This window comes from Brevibacillus schisleri, from assembly GCF_055685845.1.
In genome coordinates this window covers 3,242,775-3,256,659 of the sequence record NZ_JBVNDM010000001.1, presented here as the reverse complement: position 1 = coordinate 3,256,659, position 13,885 = coordinate 3,242,775, and the positions used below count along the sequence as shown (strand labels likewise).

6 protein-coding genes are annotated in these 13,885 nt (G+C 47.9%); all 6 read left to right on the top strand.

Features of this window, described 5'->3' with window-relative positions; genetic code table 11:
* The first annotated feature begins 3 nt into the window (after positions 1-3).
* Positions 4-4,683, top strand: a complete 4,680-nt coding sequence (locus tag ACUUHJ_RS15885; RefSeq protein WP_472299312.1) for a type I polyketide synthase — start codon at positions 4-6, stop codon at positions 4,681-4,683.
* Complete coding sequence (locus ACUUHJ_RS15880) at positions 4,683-9,377, top strand: type I polyketide synthase (RefSeq protein WP_472299311.1); 4,695 nt, start codon at positions 4,683-4,685, stop codon at positions 9,375-9,377. The genes ACUUHJ_RS15885 and ACUUHJ_RS15880 overlap by 1 nt, the downstream gene beginning before the upstream one ends.
* 23 nt (positions 9,378-9,400) lie before the next feature.
* Entirely contained in the window at positions 9,401-10,483 is a 1,083-nt protein-coding gene (locus tag ACUUHJ_RS15875) for a hypothetical protein (RefSeq protein WP_472299310.1), read from the top strand.
* Positions 10,484-10,589: 106 nt separating this feature from the next.
* The gene (locus ACUUHJ_RS15870; protein ID WP_472299309.1) at positions 10,590-11,693 is read left to right on the top strand and encodes a Gfo/Idh/MocA family protein; all 1,104 of its coding nucleotides are present in this window, start codon (positions 10,590-10,592) and stop codon (positions 11,691-11,693) included.
* On the top strand, positions 11,690-12,631 hold the full coding sequence (locus ACUUHJ_RS15865) for an ROK family protein (RefSeq protein WP_472299308.1): 942 nt from the start codon (positions 11,690-11,692) through the stop codon (positions 12,629-12,631). The genes ACUUHJ_RS15870 and ACUUHJ_RS15865 overlap by 4 nt, the downstream gene beginning before the upstream one ends.
* On the top strand, positions 12,628-13,812 hold the full coding sequence (locus ACUUHJ_RS15860; protein WP_047067191.1) for a DegT/DnrJ/EryC1/StrS family aminotransferase: 1,185 nt from the start codon (positions 12,628-12,630) through the stop codon (positions 13,810-13,812). The genes ACUUHJ_RS15865 and ACUUHJ_RS15860 overlap by 4 nt, the downstream gene beginning before the upstream one ends.
* Positions 13,813-13,885: the final 73 nt, after the last annotated feature.

Here is a 13,885-nt window from a genome sequence, read left to right as displayed (position 1 = left end):
CTTATGGCAAAAAAAGAAGAGATGTACTCCTATATCCTGAAGCATGTCGGCTCTGGCCAATTAGATAAAAACATTGCCGCCCACCTCATTCATTATTTGCGACAGGATCAGCAAAAGGAAGTAGAAAAAGATATTGCCATTGTGGGAATCGCTTCTCGGTTAGGTCATGCTGACAATGTTCACGGGATGGAAAAGCTTCTCCACTTGGGCATAGACTCCATCCAGGATATTCCGGCAAACCGGAGAGAAAATGCTGCCCTTTTCCTCCCGATGCTTCAGGTTGAAAAAGAAAAAGCCCGTTTTGACCGCGTGGGATATTTGTCAGAGATTGATCAATTTGATCCCAGTTTTTTTCAGATATCCCCACGAGAAGCCAGTTTAATGGATCCGAATCAACGCTTGTTTTTGCAATTGGTTTGGGAAGCAATCGAAGAAGCTGGCTACGGGGGCTTGAAGTTAGCAGGAAGCAAAACAGGTGTATTTATTGGCTATAGCACGGATTTTGGCGAAGTGTATAAGAGGGGGATTCAGCTCCTAGCACCGGAAGCAATGGGCATCGCAATTCCTGGCAATATCCAATCCATTATCGCCAGCCGTATTTCTTACCTGTTGGATTTGAAGGGGCCAGCCATCGCCATCGACACGGCGTGCTCGTCCTCTCTCGTCGCGATTCATTTTGCTTGCCGCCAACTCATCGAAGGGTCTTGTGACTTGGCATTGGCAGGGGGGATCAAGCTGAATCTGTTCCCTCTGAAAAGCAACGAGCATGTAAAAATCGGAATTGAATCATCTGACGAAAGAACCAAAACATTCGATGAGAGCTCCAATGGAACCGGAAAAGGCGAGGGAATGGGTGTCGTTCTACTAAAGCCGCTGAAAAAAGCTTTAGAGGACCGGGACCATATACATGCCATCATTAAAGGCAGCGCAATCAACCAGGACGGCAATTCGATCGGCATCACCGCCCCTAATTCCCAAGCGCAGGAGGAAGTCATCTGCCAGGCATGGGAGGATGCTGGAATCGACCCTGAGACCATCACCTATATCGAAGCACATGGAACAGGAACGAGGCTAGGCGATCCGATTGAAATAGAGGGAATTACACGTGCTTTTTCCCGCTATACAAAGAAAAAACAGTTTTGCGCCATCGGTTCCATTAAGACCAATATTGGACATCTCGATCATGCGGCCGGGATTGCCGGTTTAGTAAAAGTCATCTATTCCATGAAAAGCCAAAAGCTGTTCCCTTCTCTCCATTTTAACAAGCCGAATAAAAATATAGATTTTAGCTCGTCGGCTGTCTATGTGAACGACCAGCTACGAGAGTGGACGCCTTCTGGAGGACCCCGAACGGCTGGCATCAGTTCATTCGGATTAAGCGGGACCAATTGCCACATGGTATTGCAAGAGGCCCAGCCCGCACCTTTTAAGCAAAAAAACGGAGCGTCACTCTATTTGCTACCGTTATCTGCCAAGGAAGAACAGGTGCTAACGAGGCTAGTTGCGGAATATACCGCTTATTTATACCAAAACCGTCAAGTTGATCTAGAGGACCTTTGCTACACGGCAAGCACGGGACGCGGTCATTACAGCCATCGATTGGCGATCATTTTTACAGATCACAACGATCTGATCCGTAAACTGGAGCATCTGAAAAGACACGGTCTTGCATCGGGGGAGCAGGTGTTGTACCAGGTTCATGAAGGGGAGAGTGGCAACGTTACAGCAACGGTTCATGACGCTTCAGATAAAGATTTGTCTTCCTATCTGTCCTTGGGTGAGCTATACGTAGCGGGGGCCGCAATCCAATGGGAGCGTTTATTTGACGGGACCCCGTGCAACCGATTAAGTTTGCCGGTTTATCCGTTTCAGAAAATTCGTTGCTGGATTAATCAGGAGGATTATGCGGATAACAAGCTACTAAGCTCACCGAAGTCCCAGCATCCATTGCTCACAAGTTTGGGTGAAAATACTTCTGATCAAGTTACTTATGTAGTCAGATTGTCAGTCAAAGATGACTGGGTCCTGAACGAGCACATGGTCGGAAACCAATATGTGTTGCCTGGCACGGCGTACATCGAGATGCTGCTAGAGGTAGGAAGACAACAAGGCGAGTTCACTGTCATCAAGGACCTTGCTTTTTTGCAGCCTTTTTCACTTCAGCAATCTGAGAGTCATGAACTAAAAATTACGATGAAAAAAGAAGGCGACGAAAATCACTTCTCTATCGCTAGCAAGGCTCAAACAGATGGCTCCTGGCGCCAGCATGCGGAAGGAAAACTGTGCCGCTCGACGCGTGAGCAAAAGCGCTTAGACCTCTCTGCTCTGCAAAGGACGTTCCATGCGGTTCCCAGCACAACCGATGTGGAATCGAGCGGGGGCTATATTACGACAGGAGCACGCTGGAACAACATGAAGGAGCTGCAAACGGGCGAGACGGAATGTCTAGTTTCCATACAACTCGCAGATTCCTATCGCGAAGAAACGGCTCATTTCCACTATCATCCGGCCATGCTGGACAATGCCGCCAATATTGCGATACGGAGCATCGATGCTCATTTGTATCTGCCTTTTTACTATCAGGAGATTCGAGTCTATGCCCCTATACCACCTGACATTTACAGCTATGTGAAAAGGCGAGCACAAGGAGAAGGAAACCAAACGGCAACATTTGACATCGACATATTGAATCCCGATGGCGAGGTGCTCGTTGAAATTGAAGGGTATACCATTAAGCAGGTAAATGCCCAGATGACTACAGCGAGCTATTACGAAAAGGATTGGATTTGCAAGGAAGCTCTAACCCCATCCGATGAAAAGCAGAAAGCCGCTTCTGGCGAGACAGTGGCAGTGTTCAGAGGAAAAGGAGAGCTTGCCGAGCGGCTTCGGAAGTGTCTGAACAACGTCTATGAAGAAATCGTTGAAGTCTCCTACGGGGATGCAATTGGTCAAGTCAAGGATCGTGAGGACTATCACCGCTTGTGGTCGCAATGGCAGGCGAAAAAAATGAAAAAAGTCATCCATTTCATGAGCATGACGGATACGGAGATTCAGGATATAGGGGGACTCAACGAAGCGGAAGAAAGGGGCTTTTACAGTCTGTATTACTTGCTTGACAGTCTCTTTGTTCATTCTTCTGGAGAAGAGCTGGAAATCATCCTCGTGTGCGATCATGGCAATCGTGTTACGGGGGACGAAACGACCCTCCGTCCCGAACATGGGTGCTTGCTGGGCCTTGGTAAAGTAGGGCGGGAAGAATTCCCTCATGTCCGTATCCGTTTTATCGATGTCGATGCATATACCGAACCAAATTTGATCGTCGAAGAGTTTGCTGTAGCAGATGCGCCGTATCAAGTAGCCTACCGCAACAACAAGCGATATGTGGAACGATTAACGGAAACGACGCTGGAAGTAACAAGCGAAGAACCCGTTATTAAATCTGGCGGTGTGTATATGATTACTGGCGGGACTGGGGGATTAGGCCTGGAAATCGGCAAGCAGCTCAGCCGTCTAAATCAGGTAAACATCCACCTGATCAGCAGACAAGGATTGCCAGTCCGAGAGATGTGGGAGGACATCGTAACCAACGGAGGAGAGCTAAGACAAATTGAGCAGATCGCTGCCATCCGCGAAATGGAGAGTAACGGCGCGAGTGTTCAGATTCATGCAGCAGATATCAGTCAAGAGAGTCAGATGCGCCAAGTGATCGGAAAAATCCGCTCTGATTCAGGAGCTATCCACGGAGTGATCCATTGTGCGGGAGTGGCGGGAGAAGGACTGCTCGTTCGCAAGCCAGAAAGCCGCATCCGGGAAGTCATGGCGGCCAAAGTGAGCGGCACCTGGATATTGGATCAGCTCACAGGAGATGACGACCTTGATTTCTTTGTGATGTTTTCCAGCATGAACACGGTGACAGGCGGCGCTGGACAGAGCGATTATGTAGCGGCAAACAGTTACTTGGACATGTATGCAGCCTCCATGCGGCAAAGAGGCAGAAAGTCTCTTACCATCAACTGGCCACTGTGGCGAGACGTTGGAATGGGGAAAGTGTACGAGGTGGACAATCGACATAGCCCGTTCGAGAGCCTTGCGCCAAGACAGGGAGCAACGATTTTCACAGAGCTATTGCATACAGACCAAAATCAGGTGATTGTCGGTCAACTGAAACGCCGACTCACCAAGGAAGCCATTGGACACAGCCTGGGGCATGATTATGTGTTAAGCGACCAGTTAGCGAGCTTTTTACGAATGCAGTTGGAATCTCCGCAAGAGGAAAAAGCGGACCGTCCTGCTCAGAAAGAACATCTACACATCTTGGATAAAGATGAATCTGCCTTGTCGGCTACAGAAAGAGAAGTCGCCATGATTTGGGCACAAGTTCTCGGTGTCAAAGAAATACGCCTTTCTGCCAAATTTAATAGTCTGGGAGGCAATTCTATCCTGGCTGTCTATCTATTCAGGCTCTTGGAAGAAAAATACGGACCGATCTTGAATATCTCAGATGTGTTCACCTATTCGACGATCTCGGAAATGGCGGATTACATAGAGAAAAAGCACCAGCAACTCAACGGTAGTAATGTCAGTGCAGCAACGACACTGGATTTGTTGCAGCGATTAGCCAGTCAAGAATTATCCGTGCACGAAGCACTTGATGCCTACAAAAATAAGGGAGGAGGTGTGTAATGACGGCAGTAGAAAAACTTATTTTTGAACTAGTCGCTACCAAAAAAATGAATCCGACAGATGCAGCAACGCTATTGGAGCAGTGTCAGAAGCTTACAGAGCCGATGATCGACAAAGAAATTGCCATTGTCGGCATGGCAGGCAAATTTCCGAAAGGAGAGGACCTGGCTCACTTTTGGGAGCAACTGAAGCATCAGCAAAATTGCATCGATGAGTTTCCCGATTCACGCGTTCGGGATTGTATCGATGAACGTCTATTGGGGCAAGCGGAAAAAAATCAATGGTTCTTTAAGGGCGGGTATCTGGATCGCATTGATCAGTTTGACCCTGCTTTTTTCCAAATCTCTCCTGTCGAAGCAAAATTCATGGACCCGATGCAAAGATTGATGTTGGAGACTTCCTATCAAGCCCTGGAAGACGCCGGATACTATTACAAAGACATCAGCGGAACGAATACAGGCGTATATATCGGTACGGATCATACCTGGGGACAATGGTATCGAGACAATGCGGCGGAAAAAGATCCTTTGTTGCTATCTGGCACGTGGTCAGCCATTCTGTCTAGTCGAATTTCCTATTGGTTTAATTTAAAGGGTCCGAGCCTTGTCATCGATACTTCATGCTCGTCCGGACTGGTTGCTGTCCATGAAGCGTGCCGAGCCATTCTATCAGGTGTTTGCGACATGGCGATCGCAGGTGGGATTCACATTAATTACAGCCCAATCAAAAATCCGATGCTTGGTCTAGTCGAGTCGGAAGATTATTTGATCCGCACATTTGACAAACAGGCGAATGGAACAGTTTGGGGAGAAGGGGTGGGTGCCGTCATCCTCAAGCCTCTTCAGCATGCAATTCGGGATCGAGACCATATTTACGGCGTGATTAAAGGAAGCGCAGTAAACAACGATGGAACATCAGACGGGATCACGGCACCGAATGCTCGTGCGCAGGAAGAAGTCATTTGTCGAGCATGGCAGGAGGCGGGCATCGATGCCGAAGCGATTTCCTACATCGAAGCGCATGGAACTGGAACCCAATTGGGAGATTCGATTGAGATTGATGGTCTTGTCAAAGCTTTTTCCCGCTATACAAAGAAAAAGCAGTTTTGTGCCATTGGAACGGTTAAGACGAACATCGGACATACGGTCGGAGCATCAGGGCTAGCATCCTTGCTAAAAGTGTTGCTGGCTATGCGCCACCGCAAAATTCCGGCGAGCATCAACTTTCTGGAGGCGAATCCTTTTATTGATTTCTTTGCTTCGCCCGTCTATGTGAATGATCGTCTCCGGGATTGGACAACTTCGGGAGGACCACGAATCGCGGGTATCAGTTCGTTTGGCTTTAGCGGAACCAATTGCCACATGGTAGTAGAGGAGGCTCCAGAAGTTCAGCTGTACACGAAAAAGGCCGAGCCCTCTCTCTATTTGCTTCCGCTATCTGGAAAAGATGAGCAGGTACTATCCAAGCTGGTGGCAGACTATGTCGCTTATTTATACAAGAACAAGCAAATTGATTTGCAGGACCTGTGCTACACAGCGAGCACGGGACGCGGCCATTACAACCATCGATTGATGATCATCTTCACAGGTTACGACGATCTGCTCAGCAAGCTGGAATATCTGAAGAGACATGGTATTGCCTCTGGTGAGCAGGTATTATACCAGATTCACGAAGTGGTTGCCAGCAGAGGATCATCAGCCGATCATCCGCACGACCTGAAGAAGAAATGGACAGAGCGAGAAAAGCAGGAGTTGTCCTTGCAAGCTAGAGAATTGCTCACTTCTAAGGCTACCCGAGGAAAAGAAATGTCCTTCTATCTCTCTTTGGGCGAGCTATATGTATTGGGAGCGGCTATTGAATGGAAGCAATTATACGACCCGTCCATGTGCAATCGCCTAAGTCTCCCCGACTATCCGTTTCATAAAACTCGTTGCTGGGTAGAAAGCAGTAATCAAGGATATCGGCAGACCGCTCCACAAGCGTTAGGACACCCACTGCTTCGCGGATATACTTGCGACACTATCGAGCAGACGGTGTATACGACAGCCTTTTCTGTTACAACAGACTGGGTCTTCCACGAGCACATGGTGGGTAGCGAGTATGTCTTGCCCGGCACAGCGTATATTGAGATGCTGCTCGAAGTTGGCAGACAACAAGGCGGTCTCACTGTCATCAAGGACCTCGCCTTTTTGCAGCCCTTTTCGCTTCAGGTAGAGGAGAGCCATGAACTGCAAATCACGGTAAAAAAAGAGGGCGACGAAAATCAATTCTATATCGCCAGTAAGGATCAGACAGATGGCTCCTGGCGCAAGCATGCGGAGGGTAAACTGTGCCGTTCCACGCAGGAGCAAAAACGCGTAGACCTGCTGGCCTTGCAAAGTACGTTTGCTTCCAACACAACTGACCTGCAGCCGAGCGGTGGCTTTATTACGACAGGACCACACTGGAACAATATCAAAGGGCTTCGAATAGGAGCCACGGAATGTTTGGTTGCGATCCAACTCGCAGATTCCTATCGTGAAGAAACGGCTCACTACCACTATCATCCAGCTATGATGGACAATGCAGTCAATATCGCGATACGCAGTATGGATGACCTTCTGTATCTGCCTTTTTACTATCAGGAGATTCGGGTTCACGCCCCTATTCCTCCTGCTATTTACAGTTATGTAAAAAGGCGCGCGCAAGGAGAAGGAAACCAAACAGCAACTTTTGACATCGATGTTTTGAATGCCGATGGAGAGGTACTCGCTGAAATTGTTGGATATACCATCAAGCAGGTAAATGGCCAGATAACTAGGGCGAGCTATTACGAAAAGGATTGGATTCTCCAGGAGGCACCATCTTCCTCCCGTGAAAAGCAGCAGACTGTGCTTGACGAGGCCGTGGCAGTGTTCAAAGGGGAGGGAGAGATTGCAGAGCGACTTCAGGAGCATCTACGCGACATTTATGGAGAACTGAGCGAGATCGCTTTTAGCCAAGTCAAGGATCGTGAAGACTATCATTGCTTGTGGCCGCAATGGCAGGCGAAAAAGATTAAGAAAATTATCCATTTGATGAGCATGACGGAAACGGAGATTCAGGATGTTGACGGACTCAGCAAGGCGGAGGAAAGAGGCTTTTCCAGTCTGTATTACTTGCTAGACAGTCTCTTTGCTCATTCTGCTGGTGAAGAGTTAGAAATCATCCTCGTGTGCGATCAGGGCAACCGAGTAACGGGAGACGAGATGCCCCTTCACCCAGAGCATGGGTGCTTGCTGGGCCTTGGCAAAGTAGCACGAGAAGAATTCCCTCATGTACGTATCCGGTTCATTGATATCGATGCTTATACCGATCCGAAATTGATTATCGAAGAGTTTGCGGTCACAGATGCCCCGTACCAAGTTGCCTATCGCAACAACAAGCGGTATGTGGAGCGATTGAAGGAAACGACGTTGGCAGCCACAGGCAAGAATCCTGTGATCAATGCAGGCGGCGTATATGTGATTACAGGTGGGACCGGAGGATTGGGTTTGGAAATCGGTAAACAGATCAGTCGTTTGAGTCCTGCGAAAATCCACCTGATCAGTCGGCAAGGATTGCCTGTGCGAGACATGTGGGCAGACATCGTATCTAATGGGGAAGATCAGAGAAGGATCCAACAGATCGCCTCTATCCACGAGATGGAGAAAAACGGCGCGATCGTGCAGATTCATTCAGCAGATATTAGCGAAGAGGGCCAGATGCTTCAACTGATTGAGAAAATCCGCAAAGAGTCCGGAGCCATCCATGGCGTGATCCATTGTGCTGGGGTAGCAGGGGAAGGATTGCTCGTGCGCAAGCCAGAGAGCCGCATCCAGGAAGTTATGGCAGCGAAGGTGAGGGGCACCTGGATATTGGAGCGAATCACACGGGAAGACAATCTCGATTTCTTTGTGATGTTTTCCAGCATGCATACGCTGACTGGCGGCATCGGTCAAAGTGATTACGTGGCGGCGAACAGTTACATGGATCTGTATGCGGCCTATATGCGTCAAACAGGGAGAAAAGCGCTTACCATCAATTGGCCTCTGTGGCGGGATGTTGGAATGGGTCAAGCGTACGATACAGACAATCAGTACAACCTTTTCGAGAGCATCTCGCCAAGTCAGGGAGCGGCGATCTTCACAGAGCTTTTGGAAGCAGACCTTTGCCAGGTCATCCTCGGTCAATTGAAGCCAAAACTCACAAAGGAAACGATTGGATACAGCTTGGCAAAAGATTATGTGCTCGCGGAGAGTATCGAGAAGGCAATCGATCGCGCACTTGGCAGTAGTAGCACACTTGAACACTCGTCTATCCGAGAAACGGCGATCATAAAAGAAGCTGATCATGAGATAACGAAGTGGGATCAGGAAATCGCGCTCATCTTGGCAAAAGTGCTCGGTCTTGAGGAGATCAGCATCTTTGCCAACTTCGAAGATTTGGGCGGAAATTCACTGCTTGCGGTCAGGCTCCAAAAGGAATTGGATGCAGCCTATCCTGGTGTGTTTATGATCTCCGATATTTTCTCCTATCCGACCGTACATGATATGGCTGGCTATCTTGAGAGAAAACGAGCTACTCCGGTAAAACGGAACATGACGATTGAACAAATCATGAATGATTTGGAGCAAGGAAAAATAACAGCGGACGAAGCTGACCAGTTCATCAGAGAGATGAGTGAGCCGGTCTAGGATAAGCGTGGAGGTGTAGATTATTGGAAGCGTTTTCGCTCCCGGTGGAGCCCTTTAATGGAACATGGATAAATTGCGTCAATAACAATTTGATCTCGATCCTGATGAATCACGATAAAAATTTTGAGTATACCCCATGCTTAGCAGAAACAAAGTATCAGTTACATTCGCTGGAAGAAGACGATAGGGATGAAACGACGGAAAACAAAAGCCAAGCACAAGAAGAAGGAATGCTGCTACTAGATGTTGTTCGCGTGTTAGATCTTTCTTCCGTTTTAGACTTCCAAACCTATTCCTTTCCAAAAGAAGAAAGTGGTCATCCCGCTATCAAGGAATTTTTACGAAACGGCTACTATGTATTTGTGGATTTGGACCGCTTTTATTATCCCTCCGGTGTAGACTCGGAAAAACAGCATATCGTTCACCCTGCTTTTCTTTATGGTTACAACGAAGAGACGAAATCATATCTTTTGATCGAGGATTGCATGCAGCCAAGTAAAATGGAGAAATACATGCTTCCCTACGATTGTTTTGATCGGGCCTTTGCATCTGCACAGGCCCCGTCTCTCTTAGCGACGCGAATCAAAGAGCAAGAAGAGCAACAATTTTTTTCCAGATGTACAAAAGAACTGATAAAAGGGAATCTCCATTCTCTCCTTCTGGAAGAACGCACCCAAATCAAGGGGATACATTCGGAAAATTCACCAATTTATACAGACTATGGACTGTCAGCCATCAAGCGATTTGCAGATAGCATCGAGCAAAGATTGCTAGGGATATCCCTTCCGAATTTTCAGCGTAAGGCCGTGGCGATCAAAAATCCGTATTTCTTTCGGAAATCTACCATTCATTTGCCTCTGATTCTGTATAAAAATAACTGGGTGAATGAGACTGCATTCGACCGGTTGACCAGCGAATATAAAAAACTGTGTCATGATTGGGAACTATATGGAAACACGCTCATTAAGCTATATTACAAGTCCAGTTACAGCAGGGGCGCCAACCAATCGCACCAGAGCGAAATGGAGTCATTACGAGAACTACTTATGGGCATGTGCGAAAAAGAAAAAAGGGTGACTTCCTTCACGCTTGAACTGTTGACATAATCCATAGTACCAAGTTAGGATATGGTAAAATTTGATAAAAATGAAAAAACGTGAAGGGTAAATGTTTCCTAGAACCGAATGAGTCAAGAGCAGGAACATACGACAAATGAAAAGGATGAATGCTTTGGCCCAAAAGAGTCAGATTTCCATAGGGATCATTGGAGCTGGTTGGATCGCAGAATACGCACATCTCCCCAGTTTTATGTCGATGGATAACGTGTCAGTTAAAGCGATTTACGATACAGATGCAACTCGAGCTGGTCGTCTGGCGAAACAAACAGGCGCAATGGCGTGTTCCAGTCTTAGTGAGATTGGACAAGTTTCTTTGGATGCGGTGATTTTATGTACCCCCAATCATACTCATTTCGAATTGACGAAATTCTTCTTGGATAGAGGAATCCATGTCTTATGTGAAAAGCCGATGACGACGACAGCAGAAGACGCTGTAGCTCTGCGCCACATTGCGCAAGGAACCGGAACTGTTTTGTTGATGGGGTTCGTGAATCGTTACCGCGACGATATTCAGGAGTTGCGGTCAAGAATCCGGTCTGGACAGATCGGCAAGATTCAAATCTGTGAAGTCAGTTGGCGTCGAAAGAAAGGAATACCCCGTCCGGGTAGCTGGTTTACCCAAAAACAACTTTCCGGAGGCGGAGTCCTCATTGATTTGGGCAGCCATATGATTGACCAGTTGCTTTACCTGACAGAAGCCGATGATCCAGTTGCTTGTCTGGCCAGTATTTATACTCGCCCTGTTTCCACTCAGGAGGGGTATAGCAATTGGCTGGGCAGCTTTGAATCAGAAAAGGTTGAGGTGGAAGATACTGCAGTAGGCATGATTCAGTTTGCCAACGGCGTGCTCGGCAAGCTTCATGTAAGTTGGCAAGATGATGTGGAAGGGGATTTTGTGGAGATTCATCTGAAAGGCGAGCGGGGAAGCCTGACTCTACGCACCCTGTTCGGCTTTAGCGACCAGGGATTGTACAAGCAGCCCCATCTGCTTTTCACTCAAGCTGGTCAAAAAGCGCAGTATATACCTTTCTCTACGAAACCAGATCCGCTCCTTGCTTTTAAGCGCCAAGCTGATCATCTTGTGGCGTGTATCAGAGAAAAAAGTCAACCAGGCATCTCGGTAAGGGATGGGGAAAAAGTCGTTCAGCTGATCCAGCTTCTCTATCAATCTGCTCGTAAAGGACTTGTTGTCACATGAGAGAATGCCTCGTTACGATTGATCTTGGAGGCTCCACAGTAAGAATGGCTCTCGTTGATCTCGAGAGTGCAACGATGATGGAATCCATGAGGATCGATTTGGATAAGGACACGGGTCCGCTTCAAGCGATTTCGCAAATGGCTGGTGTAATCAATAATTGGGAAGAGCTGGCGCAAAGAGAAATCCGCGGTATTGTAGCTGGACTCGCTGCGTTGCATGATGCCTCAGGAACGATTGTCACCTGGCCGAATCGTCCCGAATGGAATGGCTTTGCTTTTCGTGATACGTTCGCAGCCTTGGTGGGCAAGCCTATCGTGCTGTTTGATGATGCCAATCTTGGAGCCTTGGGAGAATACGCATTTGGACTCGATCACTCGGTTCAACAACTCCTGTATGTAGTAGTTGGGACCGGGATCGGCAGCTCGCTGGTCTTACAGGGAAATTTGTATACGGGGGCAAGAGGAGCAAGCGGCGAGTTGGGCCATATAACGGTTGATCCTTGGGGAGAGCGCTGTCCTTGCGGAGGTATCGGTTGCTTGCAAATGTACGCATCTGGCAGGGCGATGGAACGAATAGCTCAATCCAAAGGACTGTCTATTACGAGAGCGAGCGAAGTATTTCATTTAGCCTCTCAGGGAAATGAAACTGCCCAGTGGATTGTAACCGATTCCCTTCGAATGCTGGCTATTGGTATTGCAAACGCTATACGTCTCTTTGACCCCGAAGTGGTGGTCGTGGGAGGCGGCATGGCGAGCAGATTCCCTGACCATTATCGATCCCTTGAGAAACACATTCAAGATTTCCTGGGGACTCTGCCGCAACGGAATGTCAGCGTAAAACTTTCCGCCCTGGGAGAGGATGCGGCGCTTTGGGGCGGTATTGCTTACGGTTTACGAATGTTTGGAAAAATCGAAGAATTGGAAGGTGTTCGCAAATGAGTAACCTGACAGAAAGATTCCCAAGCTGGCCGATGGCGAATGAAAGCGAAGAAAAAGAATTGTTGGAAGCCTTACGCAGTCATCAGTGGTGGCGCATGTCTGGCACTAAAGTAAAAGAATTTGAACGAGTGTTCGCCGAGATGCATCAAACGAAGCATGCTTTGGCCGTTACAAACGGTACACACGCGATCCAGCTGCTTATGTCGAGCTTGGGAGTAAAACCGGGGGATGAAGTGATTGTTCCCGCCTTTACCTTTATCTCGACCGCATTGCCTGTGATAAGCCTTGGGGCGATTCCTGTCCCTGTGGACGTCGATCCCGGTACTTTCTGCCTCGATCCCGAAAAAGTTCGGGAAGCTGTGACTAGTCGTACAGTAGGGATGATTCCGGTGCATATGGCAGGACATATGTGCGATATGGACCAACTCCAGCAGATTGCTGATGAGTTTCACCTGTTTATTATCGAAGACGCTTGCCATGCACACGGTGGAGAATGGAAGGGAAAACGAGCAGGTAGCATAGGAGATGCTGGGGTTTTCAGTTTCCAGCAGTTTAAATTGATGACGGCAGGGGAAGGCGGCGCGCTGACCACCAAATCACAGGATCTGTATGAACAGGCTTTTCTGTATCACAATGTCGGCCGACCTTTTGGAGATAAGAAATATCAGCACCTTGTCGAAGGCTCCAATTATCGGCTTTCAGAGTTCCAAGCAGCTGTCTTGTTGCCGCAAACCTCCCGTCTCACTGAACAAAACGAGCTTCGCGAGCGCAATGCTCTCATTCTTGATGAGGAAATGAAAAAGATCGAAGGAATCATTCCACAAAGCCGTCAAGAAGAGTGCACGATCCATACGCACTACATGTACATGTTCTACTACAATCCTCTAAAATTCGGCGGGATCCAAAGAGAGCGGTTTGTTGAAATGCTGAACGAGCAAGGCATTCCAGCCTTTATTGCATATACGCAGATTCACGATACGCCAATCTTCAAAGAATTCGTCGCCAGTCTGGGGGATACCTATACTTTCCCTAATCAGTTGAACTGCCCTGTTTCTAAAAAAGTAGCGGAAGAAGTGATCTGGATTCATCATCGCGCACTGTTGGGTGATGCAGAATCAGTAAAGGGTATCGCCCAAACTGTTAAGGAACTGCAAGCCGGTGCAGAAGCAAAGATATCATAGCAGTTGCATTTGCATGCTGTGCCTGATGGTTTGACGATAGCTGATGTGTTGGGAGAACGGGTACTGGAGCTAT